Origin of the sequence: Streptococcus oralis subsp. oralis (assembly GCF_000960035.1) — a bacterium.
In the GTDB taxonomy this organism is placed as follows: Bacteria; Bacillota; Bacilli; order Lactobacillales; family Streptococcaceae; genus Streptococcus; species Streptococcus oralis_G.
Window position 1 is genome coordinate 328358 of sequence record NZ_JYGR01000005.1, and the last position, 15471, is coordinate 343828.

Annotated in this window: 18 protein-coding genes; 17 read left to right on the forward strand and 1 reads right to left on the reverse strand. The window is 42.2% G+C overall.

Annotated features, from left to right (window positions below; all coding sequences use genetic code 11):
- The first annotated feature begins 45 nt into the window (after positions 1-45).
- The 8 genes from TZ92_RS04740 to TZ92_RS04775 all read left to right on the forward strand — a co-directional run bounded on the left by TZ92_RS04740 (position 46) and on the right by TZ92_RS04775 (position 6455).
- Entirely contained in the window at positions 46-924 is an 879-nt protein-coding gene (locus TZ92_RS04740) for a phosphate ABC transporter substrate-binding protein PstS (protein WP_033629487.1), read from the forward strand.
- Positions 924-1841: a phosphate ABC transporter permease subunit PstC gene (pstC, locus tag TZ92_RS04745; RefSeq protein ID WP_001070951.1), complete on the forward strand. Its 918-nt coding sequence runs from the start codon at positions 924-926 to the stop codon at positions 1839-1841. The genes TZ92_RS04740 and pstC overlap by 1 nt, the downstream gene beginning before the upstream one ends.
- A complete protein-coding gene (gene pstA / locus TZ92_RS04750; protein WP_033629488.1) occupies positions 1831-2715 on the forward strand; it encodes a phosphate ABC transporter permease PstA in 885 nt (294 codons plus the stop codon). Before pstC ends, pstA begins: the two co-directional genes overlap by 11 nt.
- A gap of 10 nt (positions 2716-2725) precedes the next feature.
- On the forward strand, positions 2726-3529 hold the full coding sequence (gene pstB, locus TZ92_RS04755) for a phosphate ABC transporter ATP-binding protein PstB (RefSeq protein ID WP_000049851.1): 804 nt from the start codon (positions 2726-2728) through the stop codon (positions 3527-3529).
- Positions 3530-3541: 12 nt separating this feature from the next.
- A complete protein-coding gene (gene pstB / locus TZ92_RS04760; protein ID WP_001287329.1) occupies positions 3542-4300 on the forward strand; it encodes a phosphate ABC transporter ATP-binding protein PstB in 759 nt (252 codons plus the stop codon).
- A gap of 11 nt (positions 4301-4311) precedes the next feature.
- A complete protein-coding gene (gene phoU / locus TZ92_RS04765) occupies positions 4312-4965 on the forward strand; it encodes a phosphate signaling complex protein PhoU (protein ID WP_000946469.1) in 654 nt (217 codons plus the stop codon).
- Positions 4966-5053: 88 nt separating this feature from the next.
- Positions 5054-5521 carry an NUDIX hydrolase gene (locus tag TZ92_RS04770; protein WP_033629489.1) on the forward strand — a complete coding sequence of 156 codons (468 nt, stop codon included), beginning with the start codon at positions 5054-5056 and terminating at the stop codon, positions 5519-5521.
- Between the two features lie 118 nt (positions 5522-5639).
- Positions 5640-6455 (forward strand): ABC transporter substrate-binding protein, encoded by an 816-nt coding sequence (locus TZ92_RS04775; protein ID WP_033629490.1) that lies wholly within the window; start codon positions 5640-5642, stop codon positions 6453-6455.
- A gap of 19 nt (positions 6456-6474) precedes the next feature.
- Here TZ92_RS04775 and TZ92_RS04780 read toward each other — a convergent pair whose 3' ends face one another.
- A complete protein-coding gene (locus TZ92_RS04780) occupies positions 6475-7746 on the reverse strand; it encodes an aminotransferase-like domain-containing protein (protein WP_033629491.1) in 1272 nt (423 codons plus the stop codon).
- Between the two features lie 145 nt (positions 7747-7891).
- On the opposite strand from TZ92_RS04780, the gene budA reads away from it, so the two are divergent.
- From budA to TZ92_RS04825, 9 genes are all read left to right on the forward strand, one after another.
- Entirely contained in the window at positions 7892-8623 is a 732-nt protein-coding gene (gene budA, locus TZ92_RS04785) for an acetolactate decarboxylase (RefSeq protein WP_033629493.1), read from the forward strand.
- Between the two features lie 9 nt (positions 8624-8632).
- Positions 8633-9385: a YhfC family intramembrane metalloprotease gene (locus tag TZ92_RS04790; RefSeq protein ID WP_033629494.1), complete on the forward strand. Its 753-nt coding sequence runs from the start codon at positions 8633-8635 to the stop codon at positions 9383-9385.
- A 111-nt stretch (positions 9386-9496) separates the two neighbouring features.
- Positions 9497-10402, forward strand: coding sequence for a UDP-N-acetylmuramate dehydrogenase (murB, locus tag TZ92_RS04795; RefSeq protein ID WP_033629495.1), 906 nt, complete (start codon positions 9497-9499; stop codon positions 10400-10402).
- A 139-nt stretch (positions 10403-10541) separates the two neighbouring features.
- A complete protein-coding gene (locus tag TZ92_RS04800) occupies positions 10542-11699 on the forward strand; it encodes an ABC transporter ATP-binding protein (protein ID WP_033629497.1) in 1158 nt (385 codons plus the stop codon).
- Positions 11680-12486 (forward strand): ABC transporter permease, encoded by an 807-nt coding sequence (locus tag TZ92_RS04805; protein WP_033629498.1) that lies wholly within the window; start codon positions 11680-11682, stop codon positions 12484-12486. Before TZ92_RS04800 ends, TZ92_RS04805 begins: the two co-directional genes overlap by 20 nt.
- Positions 12483-13256 carry an ABC transporter permease gene (locus TZ92_RS04810; protein WP_033629499.1) on the forward strand — a complete coding sequence of 258 codons (774 nt, stop codon included), beginning with the start codon at positions 12483-12485 and terminating at the stop codon, positions 13254-13256. Before TZ92_RS04805 ends, TZ92_RS04810 begins: the two co-directional genes overlap by 4 nt.
- Positions 13253-14323, forward strand: coding sequence for an ABC transporter substrate-binding protein (locus TZ92_RS04815; protein WP_033629500.1), 1071 nt, complete (start codon positions 13253-13255; stop codon positions 14321-14323). The genes TZ92_RS04810 and TZ92_RS04815 overlap by 4 nt, the downstream gene beginning before the upstream one ends.
- 148 nt (positions 14324-14471) lie before the next feature.
- Positions 14472-14675, forward strand: a complete 204-nt coding sequence (locus tag TZ92_RS04820; RefSeq protein WP_033630165.1) for a hypothetical protein — start codon at positions 14472-14474, stop codon at positions 14673-14675.
- A 303-nt stretch (positions 14676-14978) separates the two neighbouring features.
- Positions 14979-15464 carry an LURP-one-related/scramblase family protein gene (locus tag TZ92_RS04825; RefSeq protein ID WP_033629501.1) on the forward strand — a complete coding sequence of 162 codons (486 nt, stop codon included), beginning with the start codon at positions 14979-14981 and terminating at the stop codon, positions 15462-15464.
- Positions 15465-15471 lie beyond the last annotated feature (7 nt).

Sequence of the window (15471 nt, forward strand, 5' to 3'; positions counted from 1 at the left end):
TGGAAGAAATCAGAACATTTATCATTATGTTCAAGGAGAATAACAGTGAAAAAAAGAAAAAAGCTCGTCATGTCTCTTGCAGCTCTTTTGATGGCAGGTTCTCTAGCAGGATGTGCTAGCTGGATTGATCGTGGAGAATCCATGACAGCCGTTGGTTCAACTGCTCTTCAGCCTCTTGTCGAAGCGGCAGCAGATGAATTCGGTTCTAGAAACATCGGAAAAACAGTCAATGTTCAAGGTGGTGGATCGGGTACAGGACTATCCCAAATCCAGTCTGGAGCAGTTGACATCGGGAACTCTGACGTCTTTGCAGAGGAAAAAGAAGGAATCGATGCTTCAGCCCTAGTAGACCACAAGGTTGCAGTGGCTGGTCTTGCAGTGATTGTAAACAAGGAAGTGGATGTTGAAAATCTCACAACCGAGCAACTTCGCAAAATCTTTACAGGTGAAGTGACCAACTGGAAAGAAGTTGGGGGCAAAGACCTGGCCATTTCAATCATCAACCGAGCAGCAAGTTCTGGTTCACGAGCGACGTTTGATACGGTCATTATGAATGGCCAAGCGGCAATGCAGAGCCAAGAACAGGATTCTAACGGGATGGTCAAGTCGATTGTATCCCAAACGCCTGGAGCCATTTCTTATCTAGCTTTTGCCTATGTAGATGACTCCGTGAAAAGCATGAAACTGAATGGGTATGAACCTACGTCTGAAAATGTAACGACCAACAACTGGCCTTTGTGGTCTTATGAACATATGTACACACTTGGTCAGCCAAATGAGTTAGCTGCTGAATTCCTGAATTTCGTCCTCTCAGATGAAGCACAAAATGGAATTGTTAAGGGCATGGGCTATATCTCCATCAATGAAATGAAAGTCCAAAAGGATGCTTCAGGTACCGTTACAGCAGTAGAAGGAGGTCAATAATGAATCAAGAAGAACTATCTAAAAAATTACTCTCTCCTTCAAAGAACTCTCGCCTTGAGAAGTTTGGTAAAGGTTTGACCTTCACTTGCCTTTCTTTGATTGTTATCATTGTGGCGATGATTTTGATTTTTGTAGCCCAAAAAGGCTTATCGACCTTCTTTGTCAATGGGGTCAACATCTTTGATTTCCTCTTTGGACAAACTTGGAATCCTTCAGGGAAACAATTTGGTGCCCTTCCGATGATTTTGGGTTCCTTTATTGTGACGATTTTATCAGCCCTCATCGCAACACCCTTTGCTATTGGTGCGGCAGTCTTTATGACAGAAGTATCACCAAAGGGTGCAAAGATTTTACAACCAGCCATTGAACTCCTCGTCGGTATTCCTTCAGTCGTCTATGGCTTTATCGGTTTGCAAGTTGTGGTGCCTTTTGTTCGTAGCGTCTTTGGTGGAACTGGTTTTGGGATCTTGTCAGGGATTTTCGTTCTCTTTGTCATGATCCTACCAACTGTAACCTTTATGACAACAGACAGCTTGCGTGCTGTTCCTCGTCATTACCGTGAAGCCAGTTTAGCTATGGGAGCCACTCGTTGGCAAACCATCTGGCGTGTGACCTTGAAAGCAGCACGTTCAGGTATTTTCACTGCAGTGGTCTTTGGGATGGCGCGTGCCTTTGGTGAAGCCCTTGCTATTCAGATGGTGGTCGGAAACTCAGCAGTTATCCCAACCTCGCTAACAACACCAGCTGCGACTTTGACATCTGTATTGACTATGGGTATCGGAAATACCGTCATGGGAACGGTTGATAATAACGTTCTCTGGTCACTGGCCTTAGTCTTGCTCTTGATGAGTTTGGCCTTTAACAGTGTGATTAAATTGATAACGAAAGAAAGAGGAAAGAAAAACTATGCACGCTAAGAAATTAGATAAACTTGCAACAGCTGTCCTCTATACCATCGCGGGTATCATCGTGACCATCTTGGCATCCTTGATTCTCTATATCTTGGTGAGAGGGTTACCGCATATCTCTTGGTCCTTCTTGACAGGGAAATCCTCCTCTTATCAAGCAGGTGGGGGTATCGGGATTCAGCTCTATAATTCCTTCTTCCTTTTGGTTATTACTTTGATCATTTCTGTTCCCCTGTCTATGGGAGCTGGCGTTTTCCTCGCTGAGTATGCCAAAAAAGGACCTGTGACCAATTTTATTCGTACCTGTATTGAGATTTTGTCTTCTCTACCATCAGTCGTTGTGGGTCTCTTTGGTTACTTGATCTTTGTTGTCCAGTTTGAGTATGGATTTTCAATCATTTCAGGTGCCTTGGCCTTGACAGTCTTTAACCTTCCTCAGATGACTCGAAATGTTGAAGACAGTTTAAAACACGTTCACCATACGCAACGCGAGGCTGGTTTGGCTCTTGGTATCTCTCGTTGGGAGACTGTAGTTCATGTTGTCATTCCAGAAGCTCTTCCAGGTATCGTAACGGGTGTTGTTTTAGCATCTGGTCGTATCTTTGGTGAGGCCGCCGCTCTTATCTATACTGCAGGACAATCCGCTCCAGCCCTTGACTGGTCTAACTGGAATGTCCTCAGTGTTACCAGCCCTATCTCAATCTTCCGTCAAGCAGAAACCTTGGCTGTCCACATCTGGAAGGTCAACAGTGAAGGAACCATTCCTGATGCTACCATTGTATCAGCTGGTTCTGCCGCCGTGCTCCTCATCTTTATCTTGATTTTTAACTTTGGAGCTCGCAAACTCGGAAGCTATTTACACAAGAAATTAACCGCTGCCTAAAGGAGAAGCCATGTCAAAATATAACTGGGATGAAAAGCATATCATCACTTTCCCTGAAGAAAAAGTGGCCCTCTCTACTAAGGATTTACATGTTTACTATGGTAAAAATGAATCCATCAAGGGCATCGATATGCAATTTGAAAAAAATAAAATTACAGCCTTGATTGGTCCATCTGGATCAGGGAAATCTACCTATCTTCGCAGTCTCAATCGGATGAATGATACCATTGATATTGCCAAGGTCACAGGTCAAATCCTCTACCGAGGGATTGACGTCAACCGTCCAGAAATCAATGTCTATGAGATGCGCAAGCATATCGGAATGGTCTTTCAACGTCCAAATCCATTTGCCAAGTCTATTTACCGCAACATCACTTTTGCTCATGAACGTGCAGGTGTTAAGGATAAGAAAGTACTTGATGAAATTGTAGAAACCTCTCTAAGACAGGCTGCCCTTTGGGATCAGGTAAAAGATGACCTCCACAAATCAGCCTTGATGCTTTCTGGAGGTCAGCAACAACGTCTCTGTATCGCTCGCGCCATTTCTGTCAAGCCAGATATCCTCTTGATGGATGAGCCTGCGTCAGCTTTGGATCCGATTGCGACAGCCCAGCTGGAAGAAACCATGTTGGAATTGAAGAAGGACTTTACCATCATCATCGTTACCCACAGTATGCAACAGGCTGCGCGTGCAAGTGACTACACAGGATTTTTCTACCTGGGTGATTTGATTGAGTATGATAAGACATCCAATATTTTCCAAAATGCTAAGTTACAGTCAACCAATGACTATGTAACGGGACACTTTGGTTAGAAAGGAAACGGTATGTCAGAAGCGATTTTACAGGTGTCAGACCTGTCCGTTTATTACAATAAAAAGAAGGCCTTGAATAGTGTTTCCCTTTCTTTCCAACCTAAGGAAATAACAGCCTTGATTGGTCCTTCTGGATCAGGAAAGTCCACCCTGCTCAAAGCCATCAACCGCATGGGCGATCTAAATCCTGAGGTGACAACAACTGGATCAGTGGTCTATAATGGTCACAATATATACAGCCCCCGTACCGATACGGTTGAATTGCGTAAGGAAATTGGTATGGTCTTTCAACAGCCCAATCCCTTCCCTATGTCTATCTACGAAAATGTTGTCTATGGGCTGCGTATCAATGGGGTTAAGGACAAGCAAGTTCTAGATGAAGCAGTAGAAAAGGCCTTGCAACGTGCTTCTATCTGGGATGAAGTAAAGGATCGTTTGCATGATTCGGCCATTGGTCTCTCTGGTGGACAACAACAACGTGTTTGTGTTGCTCGTGTCTTAGCAACCAGTCCGAAAATTATCCTCTTAGATGAACCAACTTCAGCTTTGGATCCTATTTCTGCAGGTAAGATTGAGGAAACCTTGTATGGTCTGAAGGATAAATACACCATGCTCTTGGTAACGCGTTCGATGCAACAAGCCTCTCGTATCTCTGATAAAACAGGATTTTTCCTAGATGGGGATTTGATCGAGTTTAACGATACGAAGAAGATGTTCCTAGACCCACAAAACAAGGAAACAGAAGATTATATTACAGGAAAATTTGGATAAGGAGTTGAATGATGTTACGATCTCAATTTGAAGAAGATTTAGAGAAATTGCACAACCAGTTCTATGCTATGGGACAAGAAGTGCTCTCGCAGATCAATCGTACAGTGCGTGCCTTTGTTACGCATGACCGTGATTTGGCAAAAGAAGTCATCGAAGATGATGCAGAAGTAAATGAATATGAAGTGAAGTTGGAAAAGAAATCATTTGAAATGATTGCCCTCCAACAACCTGTTTCGCAAGACCTTCGTACCGTCTTGACCGTTCTCAAGGCAGTGTCAGACGTGGAACGCATGGGAGATCATGCAGTGTCTATCGCTGAGGCGACTATTCGTATGAAGGGGGAGCAACGTATCCCTTCTGTTGAAGAAGAAATCAAAAAGATGGGACGCGACGTGAAAAACTTCGTCGAAGCAGCTCTAGATCTCTATCTCAACGGTTCTGTGGATCAAGCCTACGAAGTAGCAGCGATGGACGAAAAAATCAACCATTACTTTGATAGTATCCGTGATTTGGCTACAGAAGAAATTAGGAAAAATCCTGAAGCTATCGTTACAGGCCGTGATTACTTCCAGGTCATTTCTTTCTTGGAACGTATCGGAGACTACGCAAAAAACATCTGTGAATGGGTTGTCTACTTTGAAACAGGTAAAATAGTTGAATTATAAAGTATTCAAATGATAAGATTATTGTGAAAGCTTACTTTTTAATAGTAAGCTTTCGTTGTATTGATGATTTTTTTATCAGAGGTGAGTAATGGACTACATACAGAATATAAGAAAAAAAGTTGGGAAAGATAAAATTATTTTAAATTTCACCTGTGGAATATTAAATCAATCAGAGAAAATTTTATTACAAAAACGAGCAGATAAAGGAACGTGGGGATTACCAGGTGGTGCTATTGAATTAGGCGAATCGGCTTTAGAAGCTTTAGTGCGAGAGTTTTATGAAGAAACGGGAATCGAAGTGAGAGCGGAAAAACTCTTAAATGTTTATACTAAATATTCAGATAGTTATCCGAATGGCGATGAGGCTCAAGTTCTTACAATTTTGTATTTAGTTTCATCTGAAAATTCTATTTCTACAAATTTTTTTTCAAGTGATGAAACTTTAGAATTAGGATTTTTTGATCATATGGACATACAAAACATTGCAATTGTAAATCAGCAACATCAAGATATGATAAATGATTTTTTTGAAAATAAGTTCCCAATAGATAGATAAACTAATCTCTGAATTTCTATTTTTTGTAACTATATTTTATGAAAATGCAAGAAAAACGTTGACAACTATTTTTAAAAGAGTTATAATTATTCAGAATTAACAGAAAGGTCGTTTATTTATGAAGTTTAAGAAATGGATATTAGTTGTGTGTAGCATGCTTGCCAGCATGGTTTTGGTAGCTTGTCAGTCAGGAACGGATAGTTCCCAATCTGCTGTGGACGCTATTAAACAAAAAGGAAAGCTAGTTGTTGCGACCAGCCCAGACTATGCACCGTTTGAATTCCAAGCCTTGGTAGATGGTAAAAACCAGGTAGTTGGAGCAGATATTGATATGGCTCAAGCGATTGCGGACGAGCTTGGGGTTAAACTTGAAATCTCAAGTATGAGTTTTGACAATGTCTTGACCAGCCTTCAAACTGGAAAGGCTGACTTAGCCATAGCAGGAATTAGTGCTACAGATGAGAGAAAGGAAGTCTTTGACTTTTCAATTCCTTACTATGAAAATAAGATGAGTTTCTTGGTTAGAAGAGCCGATTTAGACAAATACAAGGATCTTTCAAGCCTTGCAAGTGCCAATATCGCAGCTCAAAAAGGAACTGTGCCAGAAACCATGGTCAAGGAACAATTGCCAAATGCCCAGTTGACATCTTTGACCAATATGGGGGAAGCCGTCAATGAGTTGCAGGCTGGAAAAGTGGATGCTGTTCATATGGATGAACCAGTTGCTCTTAGCTACGCAGGTAAAAACTCAGATCTTGTCGTTGCATCTGTTAACTTGACGATGAAAGATGGCGAAGCCAATGCCGTTGCTATCAAGAAGAATCAGTCAGACTTGAAAGCTGTAGTCGATAAGGTTATCCAAAAACTGAAAGATGACGGAACTTATCAAACTTATCTTGAAAAGGCAGCGAAACTAACAGAAGTTGAACAATAAGAAAAAGCAGAGTTGGACTTTAATCCAATTCTGCTTTTATGTATTGTAATAGCTCTTCTAGATTTTCAAGAGTGACTTTGGCGAACTGATAAGGGCAGGCATCCAAATAAGCCTTCTCAAAAAAGTCTAGTTTGAGTGAGCTGTGTTTCAAACTGGCAATTTTAGGATAGTGTCTCAAATCAAGGAGAAGCCCATCGTGTAGAGGATAGTGGGGCAAGGGACAGGAGTTTTCTTCAAGCACTTCCTTAATCTGAGCCTGATAGTTCTCTTGAAGGGTCAGTCGAGCCAATCGATTTTTTTCAAATAACTGGCTATCAATGTAAAGAGAAAGAGCCTTTTGCATGATGAGATTGCTGTCATAGTCTAGGATATTTTTATAGGAAACAAAGGCCTCTTTTAGGGCATTTGGGAGAATGAGAGCGGTGATACGAAGGGCTGGAAAGAGGCTGGTTGAGAAGGATTTGATATAAATGACCCGATCCTCAGTATCCAGATAGTGGAAGGTTTGTCCCTTTTTAGAGTCTAAGTCACCTAGATAATCATCCTCTACGATGTAAACACCATACTGGTTTGCTAGATCCAAAATAGCCCTTTTTTCCTGATCAGAATAGGAATGGCCAAGAGGATAGTGGAAGCGAGGAATGGTATAGAAAAACTTGATTTTTCCAAATTTGAACTGTTCTTCTAGTTCGTCAAGATTAATCCCATCGATTCGGCGTTCAATGGTCCTGTAGGCCAATTCCTGAGCGACCAAGAGGCGATTCATTCGGTGGTAAGTCGGCTGTTCAACCAAAATCTCTTCTCCCTTACTTGGGAAGTTGATCTGAGAAAGGATAAAGAGAGCTTGCTGGGTACCCGAAGTCAGAACCAGTTGGTCGGGTTTGCAGTAGAGGGCTTGGTCAAAGAGGAGTTGATGGACAGATTGTCTGAGTTCCTCAAGGCCTTCTTGGTTATCATAGTAGTTGAAGAGGTAGTTTTCTCGACCTATCAGGGTTTCATTGACGCAGAGTCGGAAGTCGTCATAGGCACTAGCATGCTCGTCAGTGACTTCGATTTCCAAGTCTTGGTGCTGTCCTTGTTCCAGAACATAGTAGCCACTTTGGGGTTTGGCATAGAGGTATTGTTCATGGCGTAATTCCAGTAGGGCTCGTTGGATAGTGTCCTTGCTACAGTGGAAGTCTTGGCTCAATTGACGGATGGAGGGAAGCCGGCTACCTGTTGGGAATTTTCCTGATTCAATCCCTTTTTTGAGAAAGGAAACGACTGCTTGGTATTTACTTTCTTTCTTCATTCCAGACCTCCGTTGATTTTGTTACATTGTACCTTTTTTTTGCCTCCTTTGCAATGGGAAAAGCATTTCTCCCTTTCACAACTAGGAGCAAATGTGGTATACTTAGAAAGTATAGTGATTCATTGAACAGAAGATAAGAAAGAGAATGGATAGAAAAGTGCAGGAACCGGTTAAATTATTTCAATACAATACTCTAGGTGCCTTAATGGCAGGTCTCTATGGTGGAACTATGACAGTGGGAGAATTGCTGGAACATGGTGACCTCGGCTTGGGAACCCTTGATTCGATTGATGGGGAGTTGATTGTCCTTGATGGCAAGGCTTATCAAGCCAAGGGGTCTGGTCAAACGCCTGAAATCGTTGAAGTGGCAGCGGATGCTCTTATTCCCTATGCGGCAGTTGTTCCCCATCAGGCAGAAGTGATTTTCCGCCAGCGCTTTGAGATGACAGACAAGGAATTGGAAAAACGAATTGAGTCCTACTATGATGGGGAAAATCTTTTTCGCTCCATCAAGATTCATGGGGAATTTGCCCACATGCACGTACGGATGATTCCCAAATCCACACCTGATACCAAGTTTGCTGATGTAGCGACTCACCAACCTGAATATAGCCGTGAAAATGTATCGGGAACTATTGTTGGATTTTGGACACCGGAGATTTTCCATGGAGTGAGTGTTGCAGGCTACCATTTGCATTTTATCTCAGATGATTTAACCTTTGGTGGGCATGTGATGGACTTTGTTATCAAAGAAGGAATGATTGAGGTTGGGGCAGTCGACCAGTTGGACCAACGTTTTCCAGTCCAAGATCGCCAGTATTTATTTGCCAAATTTAACGTTGACGAGATGAAGAAAGATATTGATAAGTCAGAATAGGAGAAAAAGATGACAGTACATATTATCCTTACCATGATCGCTTTGGTTCTCATTCTAGTAAGTGGGACTTGGTATGCCAAAAAGCGGTTTAAAATCTCTCTTGCAGTGATGGGCTTGGGGGCAATCGCATTTTTTGTTTCTTCTCAAGTGTTAGAGAAGATGGTTCACCTTCTGATACTCCATCCGCAAAAAGATGGAACCATTCCGCTTATGCAGGAGCAGCCTTTCTTATACGTCCTTTATGGGATCGCTATGGCAGCCCTCTTTGAAGAGACGGCTCGTCTTATCTTTTTTAAATGGTTGGAGAAAAAGAGAAAGCTAGAAGATCGAGATGCTTTGGCTTATGGTTTGGGACATGGCGGCTTGGAGATGCTCTATCTCGGAATGGGAAGCTTGATCAGTCTTTTGATTCTCTTTTCACTCATCCAGTCTTCAAATACTGATGTAGCCAATCTCCTTCCAAAGACTACACTCGAAACGGTCCAGTCTCTTTCTGTATGGCAGGTTTATTTACTAGGAGTAGAACGTGTGCTTGCTCTGGTTCTGCAAATTGGTCTTTCTATCTGGGTCTATCAAAGTGTTCGTCAAAAGAAATGGATCTACCTCCTTGCTGCCTATGGATTACATGCCTTGTTTGACTTAGCTCCAGCTCTATCTCAAGTGGGCTGGATTGCAAATCCGCTTCTAGTTGAGTTCATTCTTTTCGTAGAACTTCTAGTCTTTATCTGGCTAACCAAATCTACATTTTGGAAAAAATCATAAAAAGAGGGGTGACCTCTTTTTTTATGTAAAGATAAAACAAGCTCTTTTTATGGTCGTCAAATGTCTCTAAAAATGGTATAATGGAATGAATTTTGAAAAAGGAAGAGTGACATGTCAGTAAAAGAAAAAATGCTTGAAATCTTAGAAGGAATTGATATTCGTTTTAAGGAACCTTTGAAGACCTATACCTATACCAAGGTTGGAGGTCGAGCGGATTATCTAGTTTTGCCACGCAATCGCTATGAGATGGCCCGTGTCGTCCAATTTGCCAATCAAGAGAATATTCCCTGGATGGTGCTTGGGAATGCCAGCAATATCATCGTTCGTGAAGGTGGAATCCGTGGTTTTGTCATCTTGTGCGATAAGCTTAATAACGTTTCGGTTGATGGCTATACCATCGAAGCAGAAGCGGGTGCTAATTTGATCGAGACAACACGTATTGCCCTTCGTCATAGTTTGACTGGTTTTGAGTTTGCTTGCGGTATTCCGGGAAGCATTGGAGGAGCTGTCTTTATGAATGCGGGTGCCTACGGAGGAGAGATTGCTCACATCTTGCAGTCTTGTCAAATTTTGACCAAGGAAGGGGAAATCGAGACCTTGTCAGTCAAGGACTTGGCTTTTGGTTACCGCCATTCAGCTATTCAGGATTCTGGGGCTATTGTCTTGTCAGCTAAATTTGCCCTAGCTCCAGGGAATCATCAGGTTATCGAGCAAGAGATGGATCGCTTGACGCACCTACGTGAACTCAAACAACCTTTAGAATACCCATCTTGCGGTTCAGTCTTTAAGCGTCCAGTCGGGCATTTTGCAGGTCAGTTGATTTCAGAGGCTGGTTTGAAGGGCTACCGTATCGGTGGTGTCGAAGTCTCAGAAAAACATGCAGGCTTTATGATTAATGTAGCCGATGGGACTGCAAGAGATTATGAAGACTTAATTGAGTCTGTCATTGAAAAAGTTAAAGAACATTCAGGTGTTACCTTAGAGCGAGAAGTTCGTATCTTGGGTGAACACGAATAACATTATTTTTACATAGCATTCAAAGATTGGGATTTTATCGCTAAATGAGGTTTAGGTCAATTTATTTCCTACGCTTGTGTCTAGCATTCTAACAAGGTCCCAATCTGTTAATTTACGAAGAAGAAGGAATTTAGAGGAATTGAAAAAACCAATTATTGAATTCAAAAACGTCTCTAAAGTTTTTGAAGATAGCAATACCAAGGTTCTCAAAGACATTAACTTTGAGTTGGAAGAAGGGAAGTTCTATACACTACTAGGTGCATCAGGTTCTGGGAAATCAACCATCCTGAACATCATTGCAGGTTTACTGGATGCGACGACAGGGGATATTTTACTGGATGGGGTACGGATCAACGACATTCCAATCAACAAGCGAGACGTCCATACGGTCTTCCAATCCTATGCCTTGTTTCCACATATGAATGTGTTTGAAAATGTTGCCTTTCCACTCCGCTTGCGTAAGATTGACAAGAAAGAAATCGAGCAACGTGTAGTGGAAGTTCTCAAGATGGTTCAGTTGGAAGGGTATGAAAAACGTTCCATCCGTAAACTCTCTGGAGGACAACGTCAGCGTGTGGCCATTGCTCGTGCCATTATCAACCAGCCCCGTCTGGTCTTGTTGGATGAGCCCTTGTCAGCGCTGGACTTGAAATTGCGAACAGACATGCAGTACGAACTGCGTGAACTGCAGCAACGATTGGGGATTACCTTTGTTTTTGTCACTCACGATCAGGAAGAAGCTCTCGCCATGAGTGACTGGATTTTCGTTATGAATGATGGCGAGATTGTTCAGTCTGGAACACCAGTGGACATCTACGATGAGCCAATCAACCACTTTGTTGCTACCTTTATCGGTGAGTCCAATATCTTGCCTGGAACCATGATTGAGGACTACTTGGTCGAGTTCAACGGCAAACGCTTTGAAGCAGTCGACGGGGGGATGAAACCAAATGAGCCAGTTGAGGTTGTCATTCGTCCAGAGGACTTGCGCATTACCCTTCCTGAAGAAGGCAAGCTCCAAGTTAAAGTTGATACCCAGCTTTTCCGTGGGGTTCATTACGAGATTATCGCCTATGACGAGCTTGGTAATGAATGGATGATTCACTCAACTCGTAAGGCCATTGTGGGTGAGGAAATCGGTCTGGACTTTGAACCAGAAGATATCCACATTATGCGTCTCAACGAAACCGAAGAAGAGTTCGATGCTCGTATCGAGGAGTACGTAGAAATCGAAGAGCAAGAAGCAGGTCTGATTAACGCGATCGAGGAGGAAAGAGATGAAGAAAACAACCTCTAAACTCTTTGTAGTGCCCTACATGCTTTGGATTGCCCTCTTTGTCCTCGCACCCTTGGTCTTGATTTTTGGACAATCCTTTTTCAACATCGAAGGACAATTCAGTTTAGAAAACTATAAATCCTACTTTGCGTCACAAAACTTGACCTACCTTAAAATGAGCTTCAACTCTGTGCTCTATGCTGGGATTGTAACCCTAGTGACACTTCTCATCAGCTATCCAACAGCCCTCTTTTTGACTCGTCTCAAGCACCGTCAACTCTGGCTCATGCTGATAATCCTGCCAACTTGGATCAATCTGCTCCTCAAGGCTTATGCATTTATCGGGATTTTTGGTCAAAATGGGTCTATTAACCAATTCTTGGAATTCATCGGAATCGGTTCGCAGCAGTTGCTCTTTACCGATTTCTCCTTTATCTTTGTCGCAAGCTACATCGAGCTTCCCTTTATGATTTTGCCGATTTTTTATGTTTTGGACGATATGGATAACAATCTCATCAATGCCAGCTACGACCTTGGTGCGACCAAGTGGGAAACCTTCCGCCATGTCATCTTCCCTCTGTCGATGAATGGTGTGCGAAGTGGGGTTCAGTCCGTCTTTATTCCTAGCTTGAGTCTCTTCATGCTGACACGTTTAATTGGTGGGAACCGCGTTATCACCCTCGGGACGGCCATTGAGCAAAACTTCCTGACAAATGACAACTACGGTATGGGTTCAACCATCGGTGTGATTCTTATCCTGACCATGTTTCTCACCATGTGGGTGACCAAGGAAAGGAGAGAACGATGAAAAAATTTGCCAATCTCTACCTAGCCTTTGTCTTTATCGTCCTTTACTTGCCAATTTTTTACTTGATTGGCTATGCCTTTAATGCAGGGGATGATATGAATAGCTTTACTGGTTTTAGTTTGAGCCATTTTCAAACCATGTTTGGTGATGGTCGTCTCATGTTGATCCTCACTCAAACCTTTTTCTTGGCCTTTCTATCAGCCTTAATTGCGACAGTTATCGGGACTTTCGGTGCCATCTATATCTATCAGTCTCGTAAGAAATACCAAGAAGCCTTTCTATCTCTTAATAATATTTTGATGGTTGCGCCTGACGTTATGATTGGTGCCAGCTTCTTGATTCTCTTTACCCAGCTTAAGTTTTCACTTGGATTTTTGACGGTTCTATCTAGTCACGTGGCCTTTTCCATCCCTATCGTAGTCTTGATGGTCTTGCCTCGTCTCAAGGAGATGAATGATGACATGATTCATGCGGCTTATGACCTTGGTGCCAGTCAGTTTCAGATGTTTAAGGAAATCATGCTTCCTTACCTGACACCGTCTATCATTGCAGGTTATTTCATGGCTTTTACCTACTCGCTGGATGACTTTGCCGTGACTTTCTTTGTAACGGGAAATGGCTTTTCAACCCTGTCAGTCGAGATTTACTCTCGCGCTCGTAAGGGGATTTCGTTAGAGATCAATGCCCTGTCTGCACTTGTCTTTCTCTTTAGTATTATCCTAGTTGTTGGCTATTACTTTATCTCACGTGAGAAGGAGGAGCAAGCATGAAAAAACTCTATTCATTTTTAGCAGGAATTGTAGCGATTATCCTTGTCTTGTGGGGAATTGCGACTCATCTAGATAGTAAAATCAACAGCCGAGACAGTCAGAAACTGGTTATCTACAACTGGGGAGACTACATTGATCCAGAACTTTTGGAGAAATTCACAGAAGAAACAGGGATCCAAGTCCAGTACGAGACCTTTGACTCCAACGAAGCCATGTATACCAAGATCAAGCAGGGTGGAACGACCTACGATATTGCCATCCCGAGTGAGTACATGATTAATAAGATGAAGGACGAAGACCTCTTAGTTCCGCTTGATTATTCAAAAATTGAAGGCATCGAGAATATCGGACCAGAGTTCCTCAACCAGTCTTTTGATCCGGGAAATAAATTCTCCATTCCTTATTTCTGGGGGACTTTGGGAATCGTCTACAATGAAAATATGGTAGAGGAGGCTCCTGAACATTGGGATGACCTCTGGAAACCAGAGTATAAGAACTCTATCATGCTCTTTGATGGAGCACGTGAGGTGCTGGGACTTGGGCTTAACTCGCTCGGTTACAGCCTCAACTCCAAGGATCCTCAACAGTTGGAAGAAACGGTAGACAAGCTCTACAAACTGACTCCAAATATCAAGGCCATTGTGGCGGATGAGATGAAGGGTTACATGATCCAGAACAACGCGGCCATCGGGGTGACCTTTTCAGGAGAAGCCAGCCAGATGTTGGAGAAAAATCCTAACCTCAAGTATGTCGTTCCGACAGAGGCCAGCAATCTCTGGTTTGATAACATGGTCATTCCAAAAACCGTGAAAAACCAAGAGGCAGCCTATGCCTTTATCAACTTTATGTTGAAACCCGAAAATGCTCTTAAAAATGCGGAGTATGTAGGCTACTCAACACCGAACCTACCAGCCAAGGAAATGCTCCCAGAGGAGACTCGTGAGGACAAATCCTTCTATCCAGACGCTGATACCATGAAACACCTAGAAGTTTATGAGAAATTTGACCATAAATGGACAGGCAAATACAGCGACCTCTTCCTCCAGTTTAAAATGTATCGGAAGTAGGAGTTAGCAGGCATGAAACGAATCAGTTAAGCTGGTTCGTTTTTTTAATAGAAGTCAACTTTTACAGCCTTATCTTTTTCTATTCGAGTTGCTTATTTCATTGCCTAGTAGTATACTAATCTTATCTTAATAGAAAGCGGTAACAAAGATGAAAATGTCTACTTTCTTCAAAAAAAGTTTCTGGCCAACCTTTTTAATTGTTCACCAAACAGCTATACTATTACATTTAAAGGATGGCTTGGATCGACAGTATCTTACAACAGATTCCATACATTGGGTGATAGGGACCTTTATATTTGCTAATATTCTAGTTGCTGTGTTTTCTAATATGAAAGTTGGGAATAAAGAATAATAAAGGAAATAAGCTGACAAATTTTTTTTGAAATTTACCTCAGTATAAAACATTTATGATTCATTGCCATTAACCTTGACGAACCTCTCCAAAAACGGTATAATACTAGAGTTGAGAATTGATTTTCTGTCATCTTAGTCCAGAGAAATGGCGGTGCTGCGAGCCATCTAAGCTAGGAAGTCATGCTACTCAATCAGACAATTGCATAAGAATAAGAGAATGACAAGTTCATTGAATGAAGGTGGTACCGCGGTTTTTCGCCCTTCGTGATGTGAGCTTGTCTTTTGATTTTTGGAGGTGTTTATGAAGACATTTCTCGTGAAACAAAAGTTTCGTCTTGGAGGCGAACGCTTCGATATCAAGGATGATAGAGGAGTAGTGAACTATCAGGTGGAGGGCTCTTTCTTCCAAATTCCTAAGACCTTTACCATCTATGACGCCTATGGTGAGCAAGTAAGTGAGATTAGTAAAGAATTTTTCACTTTGCTTCCTCGCTTTACTATCCAGTTACGAAACGGTTCCAATTTCGTCATTCGTAAGAAGTTGACCTTCTGGCGAGATAAGTATGAGTTTGATGATCTCGGGCTTCGTATCGAGGGCAATATCTGGGATTTGAATTTCAAATTGCTGGATGACCGCGACCAAGTGATTGCCGAAATTCGGAAAGAGATTTTCCATTTGACCTCAACTTACACCGTAACCGTCTATGAAGACTCTTATGCAGACCTGGTCATTTCCCTCTGTGTCGCGATTGACTATGTGGAAATGCTGGAAAGCCAATCAAATTAAACAAGTA

What these genes read in the sequence shown, in the direction of transcription:
- phoU (WP_000946469.1), top strand. Translation starts at nt 4,312, where the DNA reads ATGTTACGATCTCAATTTGAAGAAGATTTAGAGAAATTGCACAACCAG.
- TZ92_RS04780 (WP_033629491.1), bottom strand. Translation starts at nt 7,746, where the DNA reads ATGAAGAAAGAAAGTAAATACCAAGCAGTCGTTTCCTTTCTCAAAAAA.
- TZ92_RS04820 (WP_033630165.1), top strand. Translation starts at nt 14,472, where the DNA reads ATGAAAATGTCTACTTTCTTCAAAAAAAGTTTCTGGCCAACCTTTTTA.
- TZ92_RS04775 (WP_033629490.1), top strand. Translation starts at nt 5,640, where the DNA reads ATGAAGTTTAAGAAATGGATATTAGTTGTGTGTAGCATGCTTGCCAGC.
- TZ92_RS04790 (WP_033629494.1), top strand. Translation starts at nt 8,633, where the DNA reads ATGACAGTACATATTATCCTTACCATGATCGCTTTGGTTCTCATTCTA.
- pstC (WP_001070951.1), top strand. Translation starts at nt 924, where the DNA reads ATGAATCAAGAAGAACTATCTAAAAAATTACTCTCTCCTTCAAAGAAC.
- murB (WP_033629495.1), top strand. Translation starts at nt 9,497, where the DNA reads ATGTCAGTAAAAGAAAAAATGCTTGAAATCTTAGAAGGAATTGATATT.
- TZ92_RS04810 (WP_033629499.1), top strand. Translation starts at nt 12,483, where the DNA reads ATGAAAAAATTTGCCAATCTCTACCTAGCCTTTGTCTTTATCGTCCTT.
- budA (WP_033629493.1), top strand. Translation starts at nt 7,892, where the DNA reads ATGGATAGAAAAGTGCAGGAACCGGTTAAATTATTTCAATACAATACT.
- TZ92_RS04805 (WP_033629498.1), top strand. Translation starts at nt 11,680, where the DNA reads ATGAAGAAAACAACCTCTAAACTCTTTGTAGTGCCCTACATGCTTTGG.
- TZ92_RS04815 (WP_033629500.1), top strand. Translation starts at nt 13,253, where the DNA reads ATGAAAAAACTCTATTCATTTTTAGCAGGAATTGTAGCGATTATCCTT.
- TZ92_RS04770 (WP_033629489.1), top strand. Translation starts at nt 5,054, where the DNA reads ATGGACTACATACAGAATATAAGAAAAAAAGTTGGGAAAGATAAAATT.
- pstB (WP_001287329.1), top strand. Translation starts at nt 3,542, where the DNA reads ATGTCAGAAGCGATTTTACAGGTGTCAGACCTGTCCGTTTATTACAAT.
- TZ92_RS04825 (WP_033629501.1), top strand. Translation starts at nt 14,979, where the DNA reads ATGAAGACATTTCTCGTGAAACAAAAGTTTCGTCTTGGAGGCGAACGC.
- pstA (WP_033629488.1), top strand. Translation starts at nt 1,831, where the DNA reads ATGCACGCTAAGAAATTAGATAAACTTGCAACAGCTGTCCTCTATACC.
- pstB (WP_000049851.1), top strand. Translation starts at nt 2,726, where the DNA reads ATGTCAAAATATAACTGGGATGAAAAGCATATCATCACTTTCCCTGAA.